Origin of the sequence: Pseudoxanthomonas sp. J35 (genome assembly GCF_000513995.1) — a bacterium.
GTDB lineage: Bacteria > Pseudomonadota > Gammaproteobacteria > Xanthomonadales > Xanthomonadaceae > Pseudoxanthomonas.
This window is the reverse complement of record NZ_AZVB01000001.1, coordinates 153,146-174,135: the sequence shown is the minus strand read 5'-3', so window position 1 is coordinate 174,135 and position 20,990 is coordinate 153,146. Positions and strand designations below refer to the sequence as shown.

At 71.1% G+C, this 20,990-nt stretch carries 23 protein-coding genes; 3 read left to right on the top strand and 20 right to left on the bottom strand.

Translation table 11 applies throughout. From position 1 onward, the window contains the following. Positions 1-104: 104 nt before the first annotated feature. Positions 105-1,610 (bottom strand): M20 family metallopeptidase, encoded by a 1,506-nt coding sequence (locus tag PSEJ35_RS0100805; protein WP_028916119.1) that lies wholly within the window; start codon positions 1,608-1,610, stop codon positions 105-107. A gap of 210 nt (positions 1,611-1,820) precedes the next feature. On the opposite strand from PSEJ35_RS0100805, the gene PSEJ35_RS15025 reads away from it, so the two are divergent. Both PSEJ35_RS15025 and PSEJ35_RS15020 read left to right on the top strand, forming a co-directional pair. Further along, positions 1,821-2,192, top strand: coding sequence for a ComEA family DNA-binding protein (locus PSEJ35_RS15025; RefSeq protein ID WP_037081958.1), 372 nt, complete (start codon positions 1,821-1,823; stop codon positions 2,190-2,192). A gap of 240 nt (positions 2,193-2,432) precedes the next feature. Next, complete coding sequence (locus tag PSEJ35_RS15020) at positions 2,433-3,068, top strand: HutD family protein (protein ID WP_051412390.1); 636 nt, start codon at positions 2,433-2,435, stop codon at positions 3,066-3,068. Here PSEJ35_RS15020 and PSEJ35_RS0100790 read toward each other — a convergent pair. The 15 genes from PSEJ35_RS0100790 to PSEJ35_RS15015 form a co-directional block, all read right to left on the bottom strand. Then, a complete protein-coding gene (locus PSEJ35_RS0100790; RefSeq protein ID WP_051412389.1) occupies positions 3,062-4,690 on the bottom strand; it encodes a sulfite reductase flavoprotein subunit alpha in 1,629 nt (542 codons plus the stop codon). The two genes, PSEJ35_RS15020 and PSEJ35_RS0100790, sit on opposite strands and share 7 nt — an antisense overlap. Continuing rightward, on the bottom strand, positions 4,687-5,667 hold the full coding sequence (locus PSEJ35_RS0100785; protein WP_028916117.1) for an FAD:protein FMN transferase: 981 nt from the start codon (positions 5,665-5,667) through the stop codon (positions 4,687-4,689). Before PSEJ35_RS0100785 ends, PSEJ35_RS0100790 begins: the two co-directional genes overlap by 4 nt. Positions 5,668-5,681: 14 nt before the next feature. Next, positions 5,682-6,545: a DUF4198 domain-containing protein gene (locus PSEJ35_RS0100780; protein WP_028916116.1), complete on the bottom strand. Its 864-nt coding sequence runs from the start codon at positions 6,543-6,545 to the stop codon at positions 5,682-5,684. A gap of 22 nt (positions 6,546-6,567) precedes the next feature. Further along, complete coding sequence (locus PSEJ35_RS0100775) at positions 6,568-7,077, bottom strand: DUF2271 domain-containing protein (protein WP_028916115.1); 510 nt, start codon at positions 7,075-7,077, stop codon at positions 6,568-6,570. A gap of 13 nt (positions 7,078-7,090) precedes the next feature. After that, positions 7,091-7,735, bottom strand: a complete 645-nt coding sequence (locus tag PSEJ35_RS0100770) for a PepSY-associated TM helix domain-containing protein (RefSeq protein WP_028916114.1) — start codon at positions 7,733-7,735, stop codon at positions 7,091-7,093. 113 nt (positions 7,736-7,848) lie between these two features. Then, positions 7,849-10,311 carry a TonB-dependent receptor gene (locus PSEJ35_RS0100765; protein ID WP_028916113.1) on the bottom strand — a complete coding sequence of 821 codons (2,463 nt, stop codon included), beginning with the start codon at positions 10,309-10,311 and terminating at the stop codon, positions 7,849-7,851. Between the two features lie 119 nt (positions 10,312-10,430). After that, the gene (locus PSEJ35_RS0100760; protein ID WP_037081955.1) at positions 10,431-10,796 is read right to left on the bottom strand and encodes a hypothetical protein; all 366 of its coding nucleotides are present in this window, start codon (positions 10,794-10,796) and stop codon (positions 10,431-10,433) included. Between the two features lie 289 nt (positions 10,797-11,085). Continuing rightward, complete coding sequence (locus PSEJ35_RS0100755) at positions 11,086-11,418, bottom strand: non-heme iron oxygenase ferredoxin subunit (RefSeq protein ID WP_028916111.1); 333 nt, start codon at positions 11,416-11,418, stop codon at positions 11,086-11,088. Continuing rightward, positions 11,415-11,957, bottom strand: a complete 543-nt coding sequence (locus PSEJ35_RS0100750) for a GNAT family N-acetyltransferase (RefSeq protein WP_028916110.1) — start codon at positions 11,955-11,957, stop codon at positions 11,415-11,417. The genes PSEJ35_RS0100755 and PSEJ35_RS0100750 overlap by 4 nt, the downstream gene beginning before the upstream one ends. 37 nt (positions 11,958-11,994) lie before the next feature. Then, positions 11,995-13,263 (bottom strand): cysteine desulfurase, encoded by a 1,269-nt coding sequence (locus tag PSEJ35_RS0100745; RefSeq protein ID WP_051412388.1) that lies wholly within the window; start codon positions 13,261-13,263, stop codon positions 11,995-11,997. Next, the gene (gene sufD / locus PSEJ35_RS0100740; RefSeq protein ID WP_028916108.1) at positions 13,260-14,567 is read right to left on the bottom strand and encodes a Fe-S cluster assembly protein SufD; all 1,308 of its coding nucleotides are present in this window, start codon (positions 14,565-14,567) and stop codon (positions 13,260-13,262) included. The genes PSEJ35_RS0100745 and sufD overlap by 4 nt, the downstream gene beginning before the upstream one ends. Then, entirely contained in the window at positions 14,567-15,331 is a 765-nt protein-coding gene (sufC, locus tag PSEJ35_RS0100735; RefSeq protein ID WP_028916107.1) for a Fe-S cluster assembly ATPase SufC, read from the bottom strand. The genes sufD and sufC overlap by 1 nt, the downstream gene beginning before the upstream one ends. Before the next feature lie 109 nt (positions 15,332-15,440). Then, positions 15,441-16,919, bottom strand: a complete 1,479-nt coding sequence (sufB, locus tag PSEJ35_RS0100730) for a Fe-S cluster assembly protein SufB (protein WP_028916106.1) — start codon at positions 16,917-16,919, stop codon at positions 15,441-15,443. Between the two features lie 16 nt (positions 16,920-16,935). Further along, positions 16,936-17,400, bottom strand: a complete 465-nt coding sequence (locus PSEJ35_RS0100725; RefSeq protein ID WP_028916105.1) for an SUF system Fe-S cluster assembly regulator — start codon at positions 17,398-17,400, stop codon at positions 16,936-16,938. A gap of 78 nt (positions 17,401-17,478) precedes the next feature. Next, positions 17,479-18,054, bottom strand: a complete 576-nt coding sequence (locus PSEJ35_RS15015) for a hypothetical protein (RefSeq protein WP_084635380.1) — start codon at positions 18,052-18,054, stop codon at positions 17,479-17,481. 197 nt (positions 18,055-18,251) lie between these two features. On the opposite strand from PSEJ35_RS15015, the gene PSEJ35_RS0100715 reads away from it, so the two are divergent. Continuing rightward, positions 18,252-18,719, top strand: coding sequence for an SET domain-containing protein-lysine N-methyltransferase (locus tag PSEJ35_RS0100715; protein ID WP_028916104.1), 468 nt, complete (start codon positions 18,252-18,254; stop codon positions 18,717-18,719). Positions 18,720-18,723: 4 nt separating this feature from the next. Here the strand turns inward: PSEJ35_RS0100715 and PSEJ35_RS0100710 are convergent, their stop codons facing one another. The 4 genes from PSEJ35_RS0100710 to PSEJ35_RS0100695 all read right to left on the bottom strand — a co-directional run bounded on the left by PSEJ35_RS0100710 (position 18,724) and on the right by PSEJ35_RS0100695 (position 20,951). Beyond that, on the bottom strand, positions 18,724-19,308 hold the full coding sequence (locus PSEJ35_RS0100710; RefSeq protein WP_051412387.1) for a DUF1439 domain-containing protein: 585 nt from the start codon (positions 19,306-19,308) through the stop codon (positions 18,724-18,726). A gap of 126 nt (positions 19,309-19,434) precedes the next feature. Next, on the bottom strand, positions 19,435-19,737 hold the full coding sequence (locus tag PSEJ35_RS0100705) for a DUF3861 family protein (RefSeq protein ID WP_028916102.1): 303 nt from the start codon (positions 19,735-19,737) through the stop codon (positions 19,435-19,437). A gap of 104 nt (positions 19,738-19,841) precedes the next feature. Continuing rightward, positions 19,842-20,390 (bottom strand): M23 family metallopeptidase, encoded by a 549-nt coding sequence (locus tag PSEJ35_RS0100700; protein ID WP_028916101.1) that lies wholly within the window; start codon positions 20,388-20,390, stop codon positions 19,842-19,844. A gap of 156 nt (positions 20,391-20,546) precedes the next feature. Further along, the gene (locus PSEJ35_RS0100695; protein WP_028916100.1) at positions 20,547-20,951 is read right to left on the bottom strand and encodes an HU family DNA-binding protein; all 405 of its coding nucleotides are present in this window, start codon (positions 20,949-20,951) and stop codon (positions 20,547-20,549) included. Between the last annotated feature and the right edge of the window lie 39 nt (positions 20,952-20,990).

Genomic DNA, 20,990 nt, shown 5'->3' with positions numbered 1-20,990 from the left:
AGCGTAACGCGGACGGCGGCCGGGGGCGAATGCGGCGGCGGCCGGCCAGAAGGAAAAGGCGCCGGGCCAGCCGACGCCTTTCCTCCGGTTCGCCGATGTGGGGTTCAGCAGCAGCCGTGGCCGCCGTGCTGTTCGCCGCCGGCCACCGCGCCCACGCCGGTGGTCTCGCCGCGGACGCTGGCCCGGTAGTGCTCGGCGATCACGTGCGACACGCACTGGGTGACCTTCTTGCCCATCGGGATGTGCAGGAACTCGTTGGGGCCGTGCGCGTTGGAGTGCGGGCCCAGCACGCCGGTGATCATGAACTGCGCGCCCGGGAACTTCTCGCCGAGCATGCCCATGAACGGGATCGAGCCGCCTTCGCCCATGTACATCGCCGGCTTGCCGAAGGCCGCCTGCGAGGCCGCCTCGATCGCCCCGGTCAGCCACGGCGACTGCGCCGGGGCGTTCCAGCCCGAGGAGGCCTTCTCCAGCTCCAGCTCGACCTTGGCGCCGTTCGGCGGATCCTTCAGCAGCACCTCCTGCAGCAGCTCGCCGGCGCGCTTGCCGTCCAGCGTCGGCGGCAGGCGCAGCGACAGCTTCACCGCGGTGTGCGGGCGCAGCACGTTGCCGGCCGAGGACAGCGCCGGCATGCCGTCCACGCCGGTCACCGACAGCGCCGGGCGCCAGGTGCGGTTGAGCACCAGCTCGGTGAGGTCGTCGGACATGGGCTTCATGCCCTCGAGGAACGGGAACTTGCTGTACACCTCGTCGCCCAGCACCGCGGCGACCTTGCCGGCCTGCTCCAGGCGCTCGGCCGGGATTTCCACGTACAGGCCCTCGACCTTGATCCTGCCGGTGTTCTCGTCCTCCAGCCGCGACAGCAGCTGGCGCAGCAGGCGGAAGCTCGACGGCACGATGCCGGAGGCGTCGCCGGAGTGCACGCCCTCGCTGAGCACCTTGACCGTCAGGTTGCCGCCGGCCAGGCCGCGCAGCGAAGTGGTGCACCACAGCTGCTCGTAGTTGCCGCAGCCCGAATCCAGGCACACCACCAGCGAGGGCTTGCCGATGCGCGGGGCGAGGTGGTCGACGTAGGCGGGCAGGTCGTAGCTGCCGGATTCCTCGCAGGCCTCGATCAGCAGCACACAGCGGGCGTGCGGCACGCCCTGCTTCTGCAACGCCTGGATCGCGGCCAGCGAACCGAAGATCGCGTAACCGTCGTCGGCGCCGCCGCGGCCGTAGAGGCGGTCGCCCTTCAGCACCGGCTTCCACGGGCCCAGGTCCGGATCCCAGCCGGTCATTTCCGGCTGCTTGTCGAGGTGGCCGTACAGCAGCACGGTGTCCTCGCCCGAATCCTTGCCGCTGGCCGGCACTTCCACGTAGATCAGCGGGGTGCGGCCTTCCAGGCGCACGACCTCGACCTGCAGGCCGGGGATGTCCTGCGCCCTGGCCCAGTCCTCCATCAGGCGGACGGCGGCGTCCATGTGCCCGGCGGCCTGCCAGTCCTTGTCGAACATCGGCGACTTGTTGGGGATGCGGATGTATTCGACCAGCTGCGGGACGATGTCGTCGTCCCACTTGGAGGAGAGGTATTCGGCCGCAGCCTGCGGATCGAGCCGGTTGGCTTCCATGGTGTTCCCAGCGTGTAACGGAGAGACGGACATTCTACGCCCCGCCCCGGGACGGGAAATTTCCTACAGGTGAACGGGGCGGCTTCCCGCGCCAGGGCGCGCAGCAGGCCGATGGCCCGGCGCCGGCGCGTGCGGGAAGCTGACGGCACCGGCGCGCGGGGCATGAGGCCCGGCCGGTCCACCACCCATCACCAGACAAGGAGCGTTGCCATGAAGTCCGTTTCCCTCCTGCTCAAGTCGCTGCTGCTGACGCTGCTGCTGGCCGTGGCCGGCGGCGCCCTGGCCGGCGAACAGGTCGACATCAACACCGCCGATGCGGCCACGCTGGAAAAGGTCCTGGTCGGGGTCGGCCCGTCCAAGGCCGAGGCCATCGTCCAGTACCGCGAAGAACATGGCCCGTTCAAGAGCGTCGACGAGCTGGCCAACGTCAAGGGCATCGGCCTGAAGACGGTCGAGCGCAACCGCGACCTGATCAAGGTCGGCGAGGCGGGGCCGGCGCCGAAGCCGGCGCAGCCGGCCGCGTCCGCGGCCAAGGGCACTGCGGCCGAGGGCGCTGCCCCGGCCCCGGTGGCGCGACGCTGAGCTGGCCGGTTTCCCGCGCCGCCTGCGTCTTCCGGGCCGCAGGCCTGCAAAGGATGCAGGGACCCGCAGCGCCCATCGGGCGGAGGGGCAGGCAGGGAGCCACGGCACCGGATCGCGCATGGACGCGCGTCCGGTGCCGGTCTGCCGGGTTCGCGCCTTCCATGGCCCCCCGCGCCAGGCAGGTCCGCGCCGCCGCGTCGAGGCACGCGGCATCTTCGCTGCCTGGGGCACAATGCGTGCATGAGCGAGCACGGCATCCTGCCCATCCCGGCCACCGAATACCGGCGCGCGCGCTGGCGCAACGGCCGCGGCTGGACCCGCGAGATCCTCGCCCTGCCGGGCGATCCGGACTGGAACCTGCGGCTGTCCATCGCCGAGCTCGACGCGGTGGCGGATTTCTCGCCGTTCCCGGGGCTGCGCCGCGAACAGCTGCTGCTGTCCGGCAACGGCGTGTGCCTGCACTTCGACGACGGCGAGACGTGCGAGCTGCTGCCGCCGCACCAGCGCGCCCATTTCGACGGTGCGCGCCCGGTGACCGGCATCCCGGTGGATGGCCCGGTGCAGGTGTTCAATCTGATGTGGCGTCCCCCGGCGCTGGCCGCGGCGCTGTTCCACCGTCCGCTGGTGGGCACGATGCTGTGCTTCTGCGATCCGCGCACGGCCTGGGCGGTGCATGTGCTCGCCGGCTCGGCGCGTATCGGCGACGGTGGTCGCGAGCTCGCCCTGGCCCAGGGCGACAGCGCATGGCTGCCGGCCAGCGCGGACGGACGCCGGCGCCATGCGATCGACGGCGCCGGCGCGCTGCTGCTGGTCCAGGTGGAATGGCCTGCGGGCGTTGAGCCGCCCGCGCTGGATCCCGCCGGCCGCGATCAGTAGACGTCGCGGCGGTAGCGGCCTTCGGCGCGCAAGGCGTCGCGTCGCTCCCCGCCAAGCACTTCCGCCAGCACCGCATCGACCGCCGGGGCCATGCCGGTGGCATTGCCGCAGACCAGGATGGTGGCGCCGCGGTCCACCCAATCGCGCAGCAGGTCGGCGGCGGTGCGCAGGCGGTGCTGCACGTAGGCAGGTTCGGGGCCGCGGGAGAAGGCCAGGTCCACGCGGTCCAGCCAGCCCTGCGCCTGCCACTGCTGCAGGTCGGCGTCGTAGTAGCGGTCGTGTTCCGGGCTGCGTTCGCCGAACAGCAACCAGTTGCCGCGCGCGCCAGCGGCCACGCGCGCCTGCAGGTGCGCGCGCAGGCCGGCGATGCCGGTGCCGTTGCCGACCAGGATCAGCGGCCGGTCGAACGGTGGCGGCTGGAAGCCGGGGTTGGCGCGCAGGCGCAGGTCGACGGTATGGCCCGGAGCGATGCCTTCGCACAGCCAGCCGCTGCCAAGACCGGGACGGTCATCGGTGTGGGCCATGCGCCGCACGAGCAGGCGCAGGCTGCCTTCGCCGGGAATCGAGGCGATCGAGTACTCGCGGTGCGGCAGTGGCGCGAGTGCATCGACCAGGGCTTGCGGCGCCAGCCCGGCGAGGCTCTCCGCCGCGGGTAGCTGCAGGCACGAGAGCGCCTGCGCCAGCGGTTCGCGCACGCCGGCGCGTTCAACCGGTTGCGTGCCGTCCAGGCCGAGACGATCGACCAGCGCCTGCACCTGCGCGGGCAGGTGGCGTGGTCCGACTTCGACCACGTCGCCGGCCTGCCATTCCGGCAGCCTGCCATCGGCGGGCTGCAAGGCGAGGTCGAACACGGGCGCGCCGGGGCTGCCGGGATTGAGGCAGCGGCGCTCGCGCAGGATCCACGGTTCGTAGGCCGGCGGCGCCCAGTCCGGCAGTTCGTCCACCCCGCCGATCCGGCCCAGTTCGTACTGCCAGTGGCGCAGCGCGGCCTCGTCGGCGTTGTCGACCTCCACGCGGTCGTACAGCGGCCGCGCGCCACAGGCGCGCAGCCATTCGTCGAGCTGGCGGCCGAAGGCGCAGAAGTCGTTGTAGCTGCGGTCGCCGAGCGCCAGCAGGGCGTACTCCAGGTCCAGCGTGGGGTGCTGTGCCATCGTGCCGCGCAGGAAGGCGAGGGCGTGGTCCGGCGGGTCGCCTTCGCCGGTGGTGCTGGCCACGAACAGGGCGCGGCGCGTGCCTGCGAGCAGGTCCGCATCCACCGCCTCCAGCGCGACCACCCGTACCGCGGTGCCGGATTCGCGCAGCAGCGAGGCGCTGCGTTCGGCCAGCTCCCGGGCGAAGCCGGTCTGGCTCGCCCAGCAGACCAGCAGCGGCGCTTCGCCCTGCGCCGGCGCGGCTTCGGCGACGCGACGCCTGCGCAGGAACAGCGCGGACGCGGCCAGCCACGCCAGCAGCGTGAAGCCGGCCAGCCACCAGCGGCGCGGACGCGGCGCCGCCAGCCACCAGACATCGCCGTGCAGCGGCAGCAACAGCAACGCCGCCAGCACCAGCACGCCGGCGACCAGCAGGTTGCCGGCCAGCGACCTGGGGATGGCACGGGCCACCTTGCCGGAATCTGCGCTCATGGCTGCACCAGCCGTGCGTTGAAGGCGTCGGTCATCGCTTCGCGAAGTCCGCCGGCTTCGCGGATGACGAAGCGCGCGGCCAGGCCGTGGCTGCGGGCGAACTCCAGCCCGGCCTGCGCGCCCATCACCGTCAGCGCGGTGGCCCACGCGTCCGCATGCATGGCATCGGCCGCGACCACGGTGACCGCGGCGGCGGCATCGGCGACCGGGACGCCGGTGCGCGGATCGATGGTGTGCGCGTAGCGGCGCCCGTCCTGTTCGAAGCGGTGCCAGCGGTCGCCGGAGGTGGCTACCGCCGCGTCATCGAGCTGCAGCACGCGTGGCGGCATCGCCTCGACATCGGCCTGTTCGTCGGCTGCCGACTCGACCAGCACGCGCCACGGCGTGCCATCCGGCTTGCGGCCGAAGGCGTGGATCTCGCCGCCCACTTCCACCAGCGCGGCGGTAATGCCGCCGGCGCGCAGGTGCGCGGCGACCAGGTCGGCGCCGTAGCCCTTGGCGATCGCCGACAGGTCCAGGTGCAGTCCGCCCGGCTGCAGCAGTTCGCGGCCACCGGCGCGGCGTTGCAGCCGCTGCCAGCCGCAGCGTTCGCGCGCCTGCCCGATCTCGCTGTCCGCGGGCACGCGTCGTCGCGCGCCGGCGCTGCCGAAGCCCCACAGGTCGACCAGCGGGCCGAGGGTGGGATCGAAGGCGCCGTCGCTGGCGGTGGCTACTTCCAGCGCGCAGTCGAGCACCGTGGCGAATTCCTCCGGCAACGCGATCCAGCTGCCGGCGACCGCATCGCGGTAGCGGCGGATATCCGAACGCGCTTCCCAGGTGCTCATCTGCGCCACCACCCGGTCGAGCCTTGCCTGGATGCCGGCGTGCAGCGCGTGCAGGTCGGCCCGGGCAGGCGCCAGCAGGCGCACGCTCCAGGTCGTCCCCATGGTCTGGCCGCCGAGGGTCGCCAGATCCGCGGCGGCCGCCGTCGGTTGCATCGCGTCGCGTCCGCTTACTGCGGCAGCACTTCCAGGGTCGCCACGTACATCAGGCGACGCTTCGTGGCCTGCGGCACGCGGGAGCGGGCGTCCTCGCTGGACACTTCCAGCCAGTAGCGGCCCGGCTGCGGGAACGTGACGGCGAAGCTGCCGTCGGCGCCGCTGGTCGCCCTGATCTCTTCCTGGGCGTTGCGGAAGCGGGTGTCGCCGCGGACCACTTCGACTTCCAGGCCGGCGGCCGGTTTGCCGTCGACATGCAGGACGAACTTCGCCTCCTCGCCCTCGAACAGGTCGTTCGGGTGGGTGACCGGGACCAGTTCCAGCCCTTCGCCGACCGCCTTGAGGTCGGTGGTGCGGCCGTTGGTGACGAAGGTCTCCACGCGGCCGATGACCTCGGTGACCTGCAGGTTCCTGGCGTCGGCCGGGATCTTCGTCGCCAGCTCCTCGGCCGTGGCGTTGCGCAGGAAGCCGCCGCGCGGCGCCCCCGGCCCGCTCACCGGCTTGCCTTCGGCCTTGGCCTTCTCCTTCGCCGCCAGGCTCGAGGCGGTATCCCAGCTGGCCGACACGCCGCGGTTGACGTTGGCCACGCGGTAGGTGCCTTCCTGCTCCAGGCGCAGGTCGAAGGTGCTGCGGTACTTGCCGGTGCTGGCGTTCTGCAGCTCGACCGGGCTGCCGTCGGGGGCAATGGCGACCACGTTGTCCAGGCGCATCGGCACGTGGTCGGGGAAGAACAGCTGGTTGGAGACGGCACCGTCGAAGGTCACCCAGACCTCCTTGCCGTTGACCGTGGCCTGCGAGGGCAGCAGCCACTGCTTGTGCGCGGCGGCGGGGAAGGACAGCGCCAGCGCGAGGGCGACGACGAAGGCTTGCTTCTTCATGCGGGTGCTCCGGGAAAGAGGGTTACTTGATCGACAGGCCGACCGCGCCAAGCTCGCTGGCGCCCTGCGCCTTGCCGGACTGCGGCTTGCCGTTCCATTCGAAGGGGATCTTCAGCAGTTCGCGGCCGCCGACCTCGCGCACCGCTTCCACCACCAGGGTGTACTGGCCGGGCGCGAGCTTGCCCAGCTGCGGGCTGCGCCCGTCGAACTTCAGCACGTGCCTGCCGACCGGACGGGTCGGGCCGGTCACGCCGTCCACCGGCAGGTCCAGGTTGCGGCCGGACTTGCGCCACCACTGGCGCAGGTCGGGCAGCCACTTGGTGCCGTGGCCCTCGGCGGTGTCCTTCTGCTGGTACCAGACGGCCAGGTTGGCCGCGACCTTCTGGTCGGTGCCTTCCAGCCAGACCGCCACGTAGGGGCGGTGGTACTCGGCGACGTTGAGCTTGGGGATCTCGACGTCGACCTGCAGCTCGGCCGCGTAGGCCGGGAGCGTCAGCAGGCCACTGACCGCGAAGAACAGCTTGGCGCGCATCGATGGAACCTCGTCAATGGATGAAAAGCAGGGCCAGCAGCACCGGCACCACCAGGCCCAGGCCGACCAGCGGCCAGGTCAGGCGGCGTTGCCGCGCGTGCAGGTGCAGCAGGAACAGCCCGGTGATGCAGAACACCAGGCAGGCGATGGCGAACACGTCGATGAACCAGCCCCAGGCCGGTCCGGCGTTGCGCCCCTTGTGCAGGTCGTTGAAGTAGGAGACCCAGCCGCGGTCGGTGCGCTCGAATTCCACCGTGCCGGTTTCGCGGTCGATGCTCAGCCAGGCGTCGGCGCCCGGCGCGGGCATGGAAACGTAGGCTTCCTCCGCCGACCACTCGGCCGGACGACGGCCCACCGGCGCGTCCAGCGCGTCGTCGAGCCAGCGCGCTACCGGTTCCGGCAGCGGGGCGTTGCCTTCCTCCGGCGCCGCGGCCAGCGCTTCGAGCAGCGGCGCCGGCAGCTCCAGCACGCGGTTGTCGACCGCGGGCCTGGCCTCGATCCGCGCGGCGTGGTTGAGGGTGATGCCGGTGACGGTGAACAGCAGCATGCCGACCAGGCAGACCGCCGAGCTGATCCAGTGCCACTGGTGCAGGGTGCGCAGCCAGAAGCCGCGGCGCTGCTGGGTGGAAACGGGATCGTGGCGGGGAGTGGCAGGCATGGGCACGCGGTCGTCAGGGGTCGCCCAGTATAGGGGATCGATGAGAACTGTTCTCATTGTTCCCCATGACGCGCCGCGGCCCGGGCGGTTGACCGCCCGGGCCGCGTACGACGTCAGAAGCGGACGTTGAGGCTCAGCCAGAAGCTGCGCGCCTTGTCCTTGTTGTTGTAGTCGTCGAAGTAGAGGACTTCGTTGCTGCCGTCCAGATAGGCGCCGTCGCCGTCCAGGTCGCGGAACTCGGTGGCGTAGGTGGTGAAATCGCGGTCGAGCAGGTTGTTGATCCGCGCGTTCATCGTCAGCGTGTCGGTGACCTCGAACGAACCGCCCAGGTGCAGGACGGTGTAGTCCTTGTAGTACAGCGGCTCGCCGGTGATCGCATGCACGCCGCGGTAGCGCTTGGCCCGCGACTCGGCGGTCAGGAACAGGCCCAGCCGGTCCGAGGCCTGCCATTCGAAAGTGGCGTTGGCCATGTGCCGGGCGCTGTCGCCCAGCGGCAGGCCGATCTCGGCGCCGCTGCGCTGCTCGCTGTCGGTGTAGGTGTAGTTGGCGCGCAGGCCGACCGCATCGGCGACCTGCCAGCGGCCGGACACTTCGGCGCCCTGGATCACCACCTTGTCGATGTTCACCGTGCGGGTGCTGGTGGCGTAACCCAGCTCGGCGTACTCGCCGGTGTCCGAGCACGGCTGGGCCAGGCCGGCGCCGCACGGCTGCGAGGAGATCTTGTCGTCGAAGGTGTTGCGGAACACGGTGGCGTTGAAGTTGTGGCCGTCCGGATGCTGCCAGTACACGGCCAGCTCGTAGCTCACGCTGGTTTCCGGCTTCAGGTCCGGGTTGCCGAACATCGGCGAGGTGCCCTGACCGCCGAAGCCGACCACGCCGTCGTACAGCTGGGTGGTCTTGGGCGTCTTGAAGCCGGTGCTGGCGCCGCCCTTGATGGTCCACTGGTCGTTCAGCGTGTACACCGCGTACAGGCGCGGGCTGACGCGGCTGCCGAACACCTGGTGGTCGTCGTAGCGCAGGCCGGCGGTGAGCGACAGCGGCTCGAGCACCTTCCAGGTGTCCTCGGCGAACAGCGAGTACATGTTGTGCTCCTGCACGCCGCCAGGCTGGCCGGCCTCCATGCCGAACACGCCGTCGGTCAGCTCGCCGCGGATCACCTGGGTGCCGACCACGGCCACGTGCTCGCCGGCGGCATTGAACGGGATCTCCAGCTTGGCGTCGAGGGTGTACTGCGCGCTTTCCAGGGTGCGGCGGGGGCGCGGGAGGTAGGCCAGCAGTTGCCCGTACTGCTCCGGGGACAGGTTGGCCTGCATGATCGCCAGCTTCTGCGCCTCGGACTGGTTGTTCCAGGCGTTGGCGTTGCGGAAGCCGATCGCGGCCGACGGCGCGCAGTAGCCGCTGGAACCGACGTTGCCGCCGAGGCTGGTGCAGGCCGCGTTCCACAGCTGCTGCAGCTGCTTGCGCTCGTCCACGGTGAACGGCAGGGTGCGGCCCTTGTTGTTGGTCTCCACGTGCGACAGCGAGACGAAGCTGTTGCCGAAGCTCCACTGGCCCTCGTGGGTCAGCGACCAGCTGTCGCGGGTGAATTCCTGGGTCGGCGCGTACCCGGCGCGCGGTTCGATGCGGCCGTTGTTGCCGATGCGCAGCATCGCGCCGTGGTTGTCGACGGTGCCGACCGGGTATTCCTCGACGCCGGCGTCGTTGATCTTGATCGCGTTGTCGTATTCCTGGCGCGAGACGTCGTAGTCGAAGGTGACGGTCTGGGTGTCGGACGGGGTCCAGGCCAGGCTGATGCCACCGGCCTTGTTGGTGTTGTCCACGGTCTTGCCGCCGCCGCCGAAGCCAAGGGCGCGGCTGTGCACTTCGCCGGCCGGGTCGACCACGTCGCCATAGGTCGGGTTGGAGGCATCACGCCGGTACCAGCTGCCGCGCACGGCCAGGTCGAGCACGCCGCGCACCAGCGGGCCGGTGACGAAGAAGTCGGCCGTGGTGTCGTCGCCGTAGTCGCTGTTGCTCTCGAAGGTGCGGCCGACGGTCACCGAGCCGGACCAGCTGTCCAGGCCCTTCTTCGTGATGATGTTGACCACGCCGCCCATCGCGTCGGCGCCGTACAGGGTCGACATCGGGCCGCGGATCACCTCGATGCGCTCGATCGCGTCCAGCGGCGGGATGTGGTTGAACTGGTTGCCGCCGAAGGAGTTCGGGTAGATGTCGCCGTGGTTGTTCTGGCGCTTGCCGTTGATCAGGATGAGCGTGTAGTCCGCGCCCATGCCACGGATCGAGATCGTGCCCTGGCCGGTCTTGTCGCGGGTTTCGCCGATGTCCACGCCTTCCAGGTCGCGGACCGCGTCCAGCAGGGTGATGTACGGACGCCTGGCCAGGTCTTCGGGGGTTATCACGCTGATGCTGGCCGGGGCGTCGGTGATCTTCTGCTCGAAGCCGGCGGCGGTGACCACGACGGTGGCCAGGTCGACCGGCTCACCGGCCGGGTCTGGATCGGCCTTCGCGTGCGGGGGGGCGAGGATGCTGCCCAGCGCGATGGCGAGGACGGCGGGGCGGAAAGGATGCTGCTGCATGGTTGTGGGTGCTCCGAAGGTGGGGCGCGCACGGCAGCCTGGCGACCTGCTGGGTCGGCGGCGCGGGGGTGCGTTGCTGGGAAAGCCGGGATGGCCCTGGCGTACGCGGGCGGGATGGCTCAGGTCGCAGGCGGCGCCTGGCCTGGATGCAGGTACAGCGCGGGATCCGGCTGCAGCGCTTCGGCGGGGGGGAGGGCGGTCGCCAGCTGCGGGCGGGGGGAGACCACCGCGGTGGCCGCAGGTGGGGTGGGCGCGGCAGCTGCGAACTCCGGGAAGGCGGGCGGCTGCGGCGCGCTGCCCGAGCGCGGCTTGCCTTCCGGCTTCGGGAGAGAAACGACGCCACCGTGGGGGCCGGGGCTGGCCGGGCCCGGATCATCGGCGGCAAGTGCCTGGACCTGCGGAGCCGGCCGGGTGGCCGTGCCCGTGGCGGTCGTGGTCGGGCGGGGAAGCAGGACCACGGCCGAGAAGAGCAGCACCATCGCCATGCCTGCGAGCACCGCGCGGGCGCGGAGCGCCGCGGCCCGGGCGGCGCAGGAATCGGTTGGGCAGTGCTGGTTCAAGCGTTCCCCACGGGTTCGGCCACGCCAGTCGGGCCGATCGTGAATAGCTTAAACAGGAATAGTTATCAAATGCAATCGAGGATGAATCCTGTTCCTTTGGCTTTCGCAGCCGCGGGGCGGCGAGGGCCCGGAAGCGGGCAGGCATGCCCGCCCCGGCACCGGGTACGGCGCCAGGAACCAGGAGCTTGCGGGGGTTGGCGCCAGACCCGGCGGCTCAGCCGCGGTCGTCGCGGGTCCAGACGCCACCGTGCTCGAGCTTCACCGGGAACGTGGGCACCGGCGAATAGGCGGGGGCGCAGAGCGCGCGCCCGTCGCGCAGGTCGAAGCGGGCGCCGTGCAGCACGCATTCGATGCTGCCCTCGGCCGGGTCGACCGTGCCGGAGGACAGTTCGAAGTCCTCGTGGCTGCAGCGGTCCTCCAGCGCGTAGAACTCGCCGTCCAGGTTGACCACCAGGATCGGGGTACCGGTGACTTCGTCGAAGACCGGGCGCATCTCGCCGGGCAGCAGCTCGCTGGTGGCGCAGACGAAGGTCCAGGTCTCGCTCATGCCACCGCCTCCTGGCGCAGCGGCTTCTCCAGCACCTCGAAGCGCAGGTCGTCGCGCAGCGGGATGCCGAAGCGCTCGTCGCCGTAGGGGAAGGGCTTGAGGATGCCGGTGCGGACGTAGCCGCGACGCTGGTAGAAGGCGATCAGGCTCTCGCGCACGTCGATCACGGTCATGCGCATGACCGGCAGGCCCCAGTCCGCCGCGGCGATGCGCTCGGCCTCGGCGATCACCGCCTTGCCGACGCCACCGCCCTGCAGGTCGGGGCGCACGGCGAACATGCCGAAATAGCCGGCGCCGTCCTCCTCGGCCACGTGCGCGCAGGCCAGCAGCCCGCCTTCGCGCTCGGCCAGCAGGACCACGCTGCGCGGCCGCGCCAGGTCCGCGGCCAGGACGTCCGGATCGATGCGCTGGCCGTCGAGCAGGTCGGCCTCGGTGGTCCAGCCGCGGCGGCTGGTCTCGCCCCGGTAGGCCGAAGTGACCAGGGCGACGATGGCGGGGATGTCGGCGTGGGTGGCGTGGCGGAACGTCAGTGGAGTCATGGACGGCTTGTGCGGCTGGATCGACAAGGCTGGCCGGTCACCCGAGCAGCCGGCGCACCTTGACCAGGGCGGCGGCGAAGCGGTCGATCTCGTCGTGGGTGTTGTAGAAGGCCAGCGAGGCACGCAGCGTGGCCGCTACGCCGAAGAACTGCAACAGCGGGTGGGCGCAGTGCTGGCCCGAACGCACGGCCACGCCTTCCAGGTCGAGCAGGGTGGCCAGGTCGTGCGCGTGCGCGCCTTCGACCAGGAACGAGATCACCGCCGCCTTGCCCGGCGCGGTGCCGAGGATGCGCAGCCCCGGGATCGCCTGCAGCGCCCCGGTGGCGTGGGCCAGCAGCTCGGCCTCGCGCGCCGCGATGGCGTCCATGCCGACCGATTCGAGGTAGTCGACCGCGGCGCCCAGGCCGACGAAGCCGGCGATGTTCGGCGTGCCGGCCTCGAAGCGGTGCGGCGGGTCGTTGAATACGGTGCCGTCGAAGCTCACTTCCTTGATCATCTCGCCACCACCGATGAACGGCGGCATCGATTCCAGGTACTCGCGGCGCGCCCACAGCGCGCCGGTACCGGTGGGGCCGCACATCTTGTGGCCGGTGATGGCGTAGAAGTCGCAGCCGATCGCGGCCACGTCCAGCTTCAGGTGCGGCGCGGCCTGGGAACCGTCGACCACGGTGATGATGCCGCGGCGGCGCGCCTCGCGGCAGATCTCGCGTACCGGGTTGACCGTGCCCAGCACGTTGGACACGTGGGCCACGGCCAGCAGCTTCACTTCCGGGGTCATCGCCCGGTACAGCGCGTCCAGGTCCAGCTGGCCGTCGGGCAGGATCTCGGCGACGCGGATCGTGGCGCCGGTGCGCTGGGCCACCAGCTGCCAGGGCACGATGTTGGCGTGGTGCTCCATCCGCGAGACCAGGATCACGTCGCCGGCCTTCAGCCGCGGCAGCGCCCAGGAATAGGCCACCAGGTTGATCGCGAAGGTGGTGCCGCTGCACAGCACCAGCTCGTCGGCGCGGACGTTGAGGAAGCGCGCCAGCTTGCCGCGCGCGGCCTCGTAGGCCTCGGTCGCCTCGGTGCCCAGCGCGTGCACCGCGCGGCTGACGTTGGCGTTGTGGCGCCGGTAGAACTCGTCCTGCGAGGCGATCACCTGCAGCGGCTTCTGCCCGGTATTGGCGTTGTCCAGGTAGATGAGCGGCTTGCCGTGGACCTCGCGCATCAGCAGCGGGAAGTCGGCGCGGACGCGGGCCCAGTCGACCCCGTTGTCGTGGTTGCCCAGCGCTGCGTCGTGGACGGCTGCCGGCAGCGTGCTCATGCGGTTTCTCCCGGGGTCAGGGCCTTGGCCAGGGCGGCGTCGAGGCGGGCCAGCAGGAACTGGCGCAGGCCGTCGTCCTCCAGCGCCATCAGCGGCTCGCGGCAGAACGCCACGGTCAGCAGGCGTCGCGCCTGCGCCTCGGGCAGGCCGCGCGAGCGCAGGTAGAACAGCGCGTTGGCATCGAGCTGGCCGACGGTGGCGCCGTGCGCGGCCTTGACCTCGTCGGTGTCGATCACCAGCACCGGCTGCGCGTCCACCTCGGCGTCGGCCGACAGCAGCAGGTTCTTGGTCGACAGCGCCGCGTCGGTGCCGTCGGCGCCGGGGCGGATGTGGATGCCGCCGTGGAACACCACCCGGCTGCGGCCTTCGCCGATCCCGCGCCAGACCAGCTCGCAGCCGGTGTCGCGGGCGATGTGCTCGATGCCCAGGCGGGTGTCGACGTGGCGGCGGCCGTCGCCGAGCAGCACGCCGTTGGCGACCAGCCGCGCGCCGTTGCCTTCCAGGCGCACGTTGAGCTCGTGGCGGCTGAGGGCCGCGCCCAGTTCCAGGTCGATGCGCTGGTAGCGGGCGTCGCGGGCCAGCACCGCGTCGGTGCGGGCGAACAGGCTGGCGCGCGCGGCCTCGTCCTGGACCCGGGCGTGGCGCACGATCGCGCGCTGGCCCAGGTGCAGGTGCAGCACCGCCGTGCCCAGGTTGGCGTGGTCGCCGGCGGCCAGCTGGTGCTCGACGATGTCCAGGCGGGCGTCGTTGTGCAGTTCGATGAAGTGGCGCAGGTGCCAGGCGCGGTCGCCCGGCTGCGCGGTGCCGACGCTGACCAGGTGCAGCGGCGCGCCGGCCGCCACGCCGGTTTCCAGCCGCACCACCGCGCCGTCCTCGGCGAGGGCGGCGTTGGCGCGGGCGAACAGGTCGGCGCGCTGCTCGTAGCGGCGCAACAGGAAGTTGGCGTCGCGCGGCTGGCCATGGACCAGCACCTGTGACAGCGCCTGCACCTCGATGCCGGCGGGCAGGCCGGACAGGTCGCTCAGCGCGGCGTCGTGGCGGCCGTTGACGAAGACCAGGCGTGGCGCGGGGATGCCGGCCAGCAGGGCCGGGTCGATCGCCGCCGGCGCCGGGTCGGGCGCGGCGAAGCTGCGCCGCTCCAGGGCGCGCAGCGGGGTGTACTTCCAGGCCTCCTCGCGCGGGCCGGGGATGCCGTCGGCGAGCAGCGCCTCCAGCGCCTCGCGGCGGCCGGGGCCCAGCTGCTGGGCCTCGGCGTCGCGCAGGCCCGCGAACGCGTCGCGGAACGAATCCAGCAGTGCCGACATCAGCCCACCGCCTCCGGCGCGATCCGGTCCTTCAGCCAGGCGTAGCCGTGCTTTTCCAGTTCCAGCGCCAGCTCCGGGCCGCCGGTCTGGACGATGCGGCCGTCGGCCAGCACGTGGACCACGTCCGGCTTGATGTAGTCGAGCAGGCGCTGGTAGTGGGTGATCACCAGGAACGAACGCTCCGGCGTGCGCAGCGCGTTGACGCCGTCGGCGACGGTCTTCAGCGCGTCGATGTCCAGGCCCGAGTCGGTCTCGTCGAGGATCGCCAGCTTCGGTTCGAGCACGGCCAGCTGGAAGATCTCGTTGCGCTTCTTCTCGCCGCCGGAGAAGCCTTCGTTCACGCCGCGGTGCAGCAGCTCGTCCTTCAGGTGCAGCACGGCCAGCTTCTCGCGGACCAGCTTGAGGAACTGCATCGAGTCCAGTTCGGACTGGCCGCGCGCCTTGCGCTGGGCGTTGAGCGCGCTGCGCAGGAAGTAGGTGTTGTTCACGCCCGGGATCTCGACCGGGTACTGGAAGGCCAGGAACAGGCCGGCGGCGGCGCGTTCCTCGGGCTCCAGCTCCAGCAGGGCCTGACCGTCGAACTCGACCGAGCCGGCGGTGACTTCGTAGCCGTCTCGTCCGGCCAGCACGTTGCCGAGGGTGGACTTGCCGGCGCCATTGGGGCCCATGATGGCGTGCACCTGGCCCGGCTTCACTTCCAGCGAGAGGCCCTTGAGGATTTCCTTGCCGGCGACGCTGGCGTGGAGGTTGTGGATCTTGAGCATGGGATTGGGGATTCGGGATTCGGGATTGGGTGGGGTCCGGAAGCGCCGGGGCCGGGAGGGGCGCTCGCCCCGATCCCGGTCTCCAGGTCGAACCCGGGGCGGTGGCGGCTCAGCCGACGCTGCCTTCCAGCGAGACTTCCAGGAGCTTCTTGGCCTCGACCGCGAACTCCATCGGCAGTTCGCGGAAGACCTGCTTGCAGAAGCCGTCGACGATCATCGACACCGCGTCCTCCTGGGAGATGCCGCGCGACCGGCAGTAGAACAGCTGGTCGTCGCTGATCTTGGAGGTGGTGGCCTCGTGCTCGACGGTGGCTCCGGGGTTCTTCACCTCGATGTAGGGGAAGGTGTGGGCGCCGCACTGCTTGCCGATCAGCAGGCTGTCGCACTGGGTGTAGTTGCGCGCGCCGTCGGCATTGCGGTCCACCTTCACCAGGCCGCGGTAGGTGTTCTGGCCGCGGCCGGCGCTTATTCCCTTGGACACGATCTTGGACTTGGTGCGCTTGCCGACGTGGATCATCTTGGTGCCGGTGTCGGCCTGCTGGCGGTGGTGGGTCAGGGCCACCGAGTGGAACTCGCCCACCGAGTCGTCGCCCAGCAGCACGCAGGACGGGTACTTCCAGGTGATGGCCGAGCCGGTCTCCACCTGGGTCCAGGTGACCTTGCTGCGCGCGCCGCGGCACTCGGCGCGCTTGGTCACGAAGTTGTAGATGCCGCCGCGGCCTTCCTCGTCGCCGGGGTACCAGTTCTGCACCGTGGAGTACTTGATCTCCGCGTCATCCAGCGCCACCAGCTCCACGACGGCGGCGTGCAGCTGGTTCTCGTCGCGCATCGGCGCGGTGCAGCCTTCCAGGTAGGAGACGTAGGCGCCTTCCTCGGCGATGATCAGGGTGCGCTCGAACTGGCCGGTGTGGCCGGCGTTGATCCGGAAATAGGTGCTCAGCTCCATCGGGCAGCGCACGCCCTTGGGGATGAACACGAAGCTGCCGTCGGAGAACACCGCCGAGTTGAGCGCGGCGAAGTAGTTGTCGCCGGTCGGCACGACCGAGCCCAGGTACTTGCGCACCAGATCCGGGTGCTCGCGGATGGCCTCGGACATCGAGCAGAAGATGATGCCCTTCTCGGCCAGCTCCTTGCGGAAGGTGGTGCCGACGGAGACCGAGTCGAACACCGCGTCCACCGCCACGCCCGCCAGCTTCGCCCGCTCGTGCAGCGGCACGCCCAGCTTGTCGTAGGTGTCCAGCAGCTCCTTCGGCACCTCGTCCAGCGACTTGTACTTCGGGCCCTTGGGCGCGGAGTAGTAGCTGATGGCCTGGAAGTCGATCGGCGCGATCTGCAGCTTGGCCCAGTTGGGCATTGGCATCTGCAGCCAGCGGCGGTAGGCTTCCAGGCGCCAGTCGGTCATCCACTGCGGCTCGTCCTTCTTCGCCGACAGGGCGCGGATCACGTCCTCGTCCAGGCCCGGGGGCAGGGAGTCGGACTCGATCTCGGTGACGAAGCCGGCGTCGTAGCGGCGGCCCAGGCGCTCGAGAATCTCGGCGTTCTGCACCGGCGCTTCGGCCGTGGTGGGGGTTTCGGTTTCGGTGGCCATGGGCTGCCTACGGGTTTCAGCTGTCGACGCGCACGGCGATCTCGCGCCGGCGTGCGCTGGGGGGAGGGGAAACGGGGGGGAGCGGGCGCAGCATCTGCGCCAGGGTGACGCCGCGCAGGGCGTCGGCGACCACGTCGTTGATCAGCCGCCAGTTGCTGCGCACGCCGCACTGGTGGGCGATGCCGCAGTTGCTCTCGTGCTGGCTGCACTCGGTCATCGCCAGCGGCCCTTCCATGGCCTCGACGATCTCGATCAGGCTGATCCGGTCGGCGGCGCGGCTCAGGCGGTAGCCGCCGTGGACCCCGCGCAGACCCTCGACCAGGCCGGCCTGGGCCAGCGGCTTGAGCAGCTTGCTGACGGTGGGCTGTTCCAGCCCGGAGTGCTCGGCCAGGTCGGCCGCGCTCAGCACCTGGCCCGGCCGTGCGGCGAGCACGGTCAGGACCACGGTGGCGTAGTCGGTCAGTTTGGTGACGCGGAGCATGGCGGGGCGGGGCTTGAAAGCGTACCGAAATTGTACGCTTTCGACGCCGCCCGGCCAACTGCAGGGGTCAGGCGGGCTTCAGTCGGCCTCTGCGCCGGTGGGCGGGGCCACGCCGGCGGGGGCCTCCGGCAGGACCAGGGCCAGCACCGGCGGCTTCGCGGTCTGGCCCGGCGCCAGCGCCGGCGGGGCCTTCTCGCCGGCCGGGCCGAGGCCGCGGATGAACCGGTACAGGGCGCGGCGGTCGTCCTCGGTCATCGCGCGCAGGTTGAAGTCCGGCATCAGCGGGCGCGCGCGCAGGTGGGCGCTGTACTCCAGCCACTGCTCCTCGCTCAGCTCCTGCATGCGCAGGCGCAGGTTGGTCGCATAGGTGGTGCCCCAGGGGCCGGTGTAGCCCAGCGGGGCGGAGCCAATGAGCCACTGCTCCTTCGGCACCTCGCCCTGGGCCGGGCCATAGCCGGGGGTGTGGCAGTCGTTGCAGCCGGCGATCCGGACCAGGTACTCGCCGCGCGCGACCAGGTCGACGTCGGCGGAGGCCTTCGGCGACGTGGCCGCGGTGGCTTCCGGGGCGCCGCCGCCGCAGGCGGCGAGCAGGGGCAGGACGGGCAGGAGCAGCAGGAGCACGCGCAGCGCGTGCCGGGGCAGAGCGAACGGCATGGTGGGACCTTGCGGGCGGTGGACGTTGCGCGATTGAACGCGGGCCACGGCGGCGCCAGGGCAGCCGGAAGCCATGCCGTGGCGAGGGTCACCCTGACTTCCGGCACGACGGCCGTGCCAGCGTCCGGCGCCGGGCTTGGGTTGTGGAGGTGCATGGGCGAGAATCGGCCTTTCCCCCGCCAGCCACTGGAAACCCGATGCCCCGCAAGATCGTCGCCCGCAAGTCGCCCATCCACGGCAACGGCGTGTTCGCCGCGATGCCGATCCGCAAGGGCGAGCGCATCATCGAGTACAAGGGGCGCCGCCGCACCCACGAGGAGGTCGACCAGGACAGCGGCGGCGACGTGGAAAGCGGCCACACCTTCCTGTTCACCCTCAACGACGACTGGGTGATCGACGCCAGCTACGAGGGCAACGACGCGCGCTGGATCAACCACAGCTGCGACCCGAACTGCGAGGCGCTGATCGACGAGAACGAGGACGGCGACAGCCGCAAGGACCGGGTCTTCATCGAGGCGATCCGCGACATCGCCCCGGGCGAGGAGCTGACCTACAACTACGGCATCACCCTGGCCGAGCGGCACACGCCGCGGCTGAAGAAGATCTGGGCCTGCCGCTGCGGCTCGCCCAAGTGCACCGGCACGATGCTGCAGCCCAAGCGCTGAGCGCTCAGGGCGCCGGCGCGGCCATCCCGACCTCGCGGTCGAAGGTGACCACCAGGTGCCCGTCCTCGATGCCGGCCGATTCGACCTGCATCCCGCCCAGCAGCGCGGCGATGGCCGGGTCGATCCGGTAGACCGGCTCGGACGCGGCGTAGTCGGCCAGCCAGGCGTTGAGCAGGGCCTGGGTCTTCGCGTCCAAGCCTTCGCCGCCATTGGCCGGGTGGAAGGCCTCGACCCGCGGCTGGTCCAGGAAGAACGCCTGCCGCGCGGCGTCGTAGCGAAGCGCGCTGCTCAGCTCGGCGCGCCCCATCGGTACCGGCGCGCCGCCCATCGTGGTCAGGGCCAGGTCCAGCGAGAGCCGGACCCGCGAGCCGGGCGGGATCTCCAGCTGCGGCCGGCTGGCGGTGACGGCGACCAGTCCACCCAGTGCGTCCTGGGTGACCGGGAAGCGCCTCTCCAGGAACAGCCGCGCGTCCTCGGCGCCGACGCTGACCCGCTGGCCGTCCACCTGCGGTGCGGCCACGGCAGGCAGGGCGCCAGCCAGGGCGAGGCAGGCACACAGGAACCAGGGCAGGGAAAGGCGCGATCGCATGGGCAGGCTCCATCGGGGGACGGGGCATGATGGCCGCGGCCCGGCTGGACGCAGGATGAAAGCGCGGTTGGCGGGGGACGGGGGCGCCGCGTGCGCGGGCGCGATGATGCGCGGCGCCGCGCCGGATCAGGCCGTGCGCGGGCCGATCCGGGCCAGCAGTCTTTCCAGCGGCGCGCGCAGTTCGGCCAGCGGGTCGTCCGGGACCTCGCGGCGGCTGCGGGCCAGGGCATCGAGCAGGCGCGCGCCGACCACCAGGGCGATGCGCTCGTCGCCGCTGTAGCCGGGCAGGCGCTGGGTGTTCTCGATCATGCGCATCCAGTCTTCGCCGCAGGCCTGTTCGAATTCGATGCTGCAGCGGCCGCTGCAGGGCAGGCCGTCGCGTTCGACCGGGGTGACGGTGACCCGGTAGCGTTTGGGAGTGGAAACCATGGTGGAACGGTCTGGCGGATGGGATGACCACACCATAGGCCCGCCCCCCCGCAGGAACGAGGGCCATGGTCACGATGGACCGTTCCACGTCGGCGGAAAGCCGTTCAGTGGCCGGCACGCATCCGTGGCAGGGGGGCGATGGCGCCCTCGCTGCCGTAGATGCCGTAGTGCAGGTGTGGCGGGGTGGTACGGGCGTTGCCGGTATTGCCCACCGTGCCCAGCGGGGTGCCGGGCTGGATGATGTCGCCTTCGGCCAGGCCCGGGGCCCAGTCGTCCAGGTGTGCGTAATAGTGCCGTTCGCCGCCGGGCCCGAGCCCACAGACCTGGCGGCCGCCGAGCCCGCGGTCGGCGATGGTGCGGACCACGCCGCGGGTGGTGCTGGTCACCGGCGTGCCGCGTGCGGCGAAGATGTCGACGCCGGCATGGCTGCGTCCGCCATCGCGTGGTGCGCCGAAGGTCGCGGCGATGCGCCCGGCCTGCACGCCGTGCACCGGCACCGCGAGGGTCTCCGGCGGCGGCATCCGCGACAGTTCCCACAGCGTGCGCGGGGTGTCGAACAGCGGCTGCTGCCACGCCCACAGCGCGGTCAGCGCCAGCAGGCAGGGCAGGGCGACGGCGAGCAGCAGGCGGCCGAGCGATCGAAGCAGGCGGATGGCCGGGCGCGTGCGCCGGGGACTCGGAGTGGCTATGCCAGCAGTGTGGCGACCGCCCCGCGCCGGCCGCGTGATCGGGCGCGGGCGGCCAGGGCGCTGGAAAAAAAACGGGGCGGCATCGCTGCCGCCCCGCGGGAAAGCTGGGTGTCGCGCGACTTACGCCGCGGCGTCCTTGAGCTTCTTCAGCGGACGCACTTTGACCTTCACCGAAGCCGGCTTGGCGGCGAACCACTGCTCTTCCTTGGTGAACGGGTTGATGCCCTTGCGCTTCGGCTTGGCCGGAACCTTGACCGCGGTGACCTTGAACAGGCCCGGCAGGGTGAAGGCGCCAGCGCCCTTCTTGCTGATCGCGCCGGAGATGGCGCCCTCGAGCGAAGCCAGCACGGACTTGACGTCCTTGGCGGCGACGCCGCTGGCCTCGGCCAGGTGCTTGACCAGGGCGGACTTGCCCAGGACTTCCTTCAGCGGCTTGGCGGCAGCCGGAGCCGCCTTCTTCGGGGCGGCCTTCGCCGCTTTCGGCGCAGCCTTCTTGGCGGCCGGCTTCTTGGTGGTCTTCGCCATAACTTTCCTGTTCCGTTGGATTGGATGGTTTTGTTGACC

What these genes read in the sequence shown, in the direction of transcription:
- PSEJ35_RS0100805 (WP_028916119.1), bottom strand. Translation starts at nt 1,610, where the DNA reads ATGGAAGCCAACCGGCTCGATCCGCAGGCTGCGGCCGAATACCTCTCC.
- PSEJ35_RS15025 (WP_037081958.1), top strand. Translation starts at nt 1,821, where the DNA reads ATGAAGTCCGTTTCCCTCCTGCTCAAGTCGCTGCTGCTGACGCTGCTG.
- PSEJ35_RS15020 (WP_051412390.1), top strand. Translation starts at nt 2,433, where the DNA reads ATGAGCGAGCACGGCATCCTGCCCATCCCGGCCACCGAATACCGGCGC.
- PSEJ35_RS0100790 (WP_051412389.1), bottom strand. Translation starts at nt 4,690, where the DNA reads ATGAGCGCAGATTCCGGCAAGGTGGCCCGTGCCATCCCCAGGTCGCTG.
- PSEJ35_RS0100785 (WP_028916117.1), bottom strand. Translation starts at nt 5,667, where the DNA reads ATGCAACCGACGGCGGCCGCCGCGGATCTGGCGACCCTCGGCGGCCAG.
- PSEJ35_RS0100780 (WP_028916116.1), bottom strand. Translation starts at nt 6,545, where the DNA reads ATGAAGAAGCAAGCCTTCGTCGTCGCCCTCGCGCTGGCGCTGTCCTTC.
- PSEJ35_RS0100775 (WP_028916115.1), bottom strand. Translation starts at nt 7,077, where the DNA reads ATGCGCGCCAAGCTGTTCTTCGCGGTCAGTGGCCTGCTGACGCTCCCG.
- PSEJ35_RS0100770 (WP_028916114.1), bottom strand. Translation starts at nt 7,735, where the DNA reads ATGCCTGCCACTCCCCGCCACGATCCCGTTTCCACCCAGCAGCGCCGC.
- PSEJ35_RS0100765 (WP_028916113.1), bottom strand. Translation starts at nt 10,311, where the DNA reads ATGCAGCAGCATCCTTTCCGCCCCGCCGTCCTCGCCATCGCGCTGGGC.
- PSEJ35_RS0100760 (WP_037081955.1), bottom strand. Translation starts at nt 10,796, where the DNA reads ATGGCGATGGTGCTGCTCTTCTCGGCCGTGGTCCTGCTTCCCCGCCCG.
- PSEJ35_RS0100755 (WP_028916111.1), bottom strand. Translation starts at nt 11,418, where the DNA reads ATGAGCGAGACCTGGACCTTCGTCTGCGCCACCAGCGAGCTGCTGCCC.
- PSEJ35_RS0100750 (WP_028916110.1), bottom strand. Translation starts at nt 11,957, where the DNA reads ATGACTCCACTGACGTTCCGCCACGCCACCCACGCCGACATCCCCGCC.
- PSEJ35_RS0100745 (WP_051412388.1), bottom strand. Translation starts at nt 13,263, where the DNA reads ATGAGCACGCTGCCGGCAGCCGTCCACGACGCAGCGCTGGGCAACCAC.
- sufD (WP_028916108.1), bottom strand. Translation starts at nt 14,567, where the DNA reads ATGTCGGCACTGCTGGATTCGTTCCGCGACGCGTTCGCGGGCCTGCGC.
- sufC (WP_028916107.1), bottom strand. Translation starts at nt 15,331, where the DNA reads ATGCTCAAGATCCACAACCTCCACGCCAGCGTCGCCGGCAAGGAAATC.
- sufB (WP_028916106.1), bottom strand. Translation starts at nt 16,919, where the DNA reads ATGGCCACCGAAACCGAAACCCCCACCACGGCCGAAGCGCCGGTGCAG.
- PSEJ35_RS0100725 (WP_028916105.1), bottom strand. Translation starts at nt 17,400, where the DNA reads ATGCTCCGCGTCACCAAACTGACCGACTACGCCACCGTGGTCCTGACC.
- PSEJ35_RS15015 (WP_084635380.1), bottom strand. Translation starts at nt 18,054, where the DNA reads ATGCCGTTCGCTCTGCCCCGGCACGCGCTGCGCGTGCTCCTGCTGCTC.
- PSEJ35_RS0100715 (WP_028916104.1), top strand. Translation starts at nt 18,252, where the DNA reads ATGCCCCGCAAGATCGTCGCCCGCAAGTCGCCCATCCACGGCAACGGC.
- PSEJ35_RS0100710 (WP_051412387.1), bottom strand. Translation starts at nt 19,308, where the DNA reads ATGCGATCGCGCCTTTCCCTGCCCTGGTTCCTGTGTGCCTGCCTCGCC.
- PSEJ35_RS0100705 (WP_028916102.1), bottom strand. Translation starts at nt 19,737, where the DNA reads ATGGTTTCCACTCCCAAACGCTACCGGGTCACCGTCACCCCGGTCGAA.
- PSEJ35_RS0100695 (WP_028916100.1), bottom strand. Translation starts at nt 20,951, where the DNA reads ATGGCGAAGACCACCAAGAAGCCGGCCGCCAAGAAGGCTGCGCCGAAA.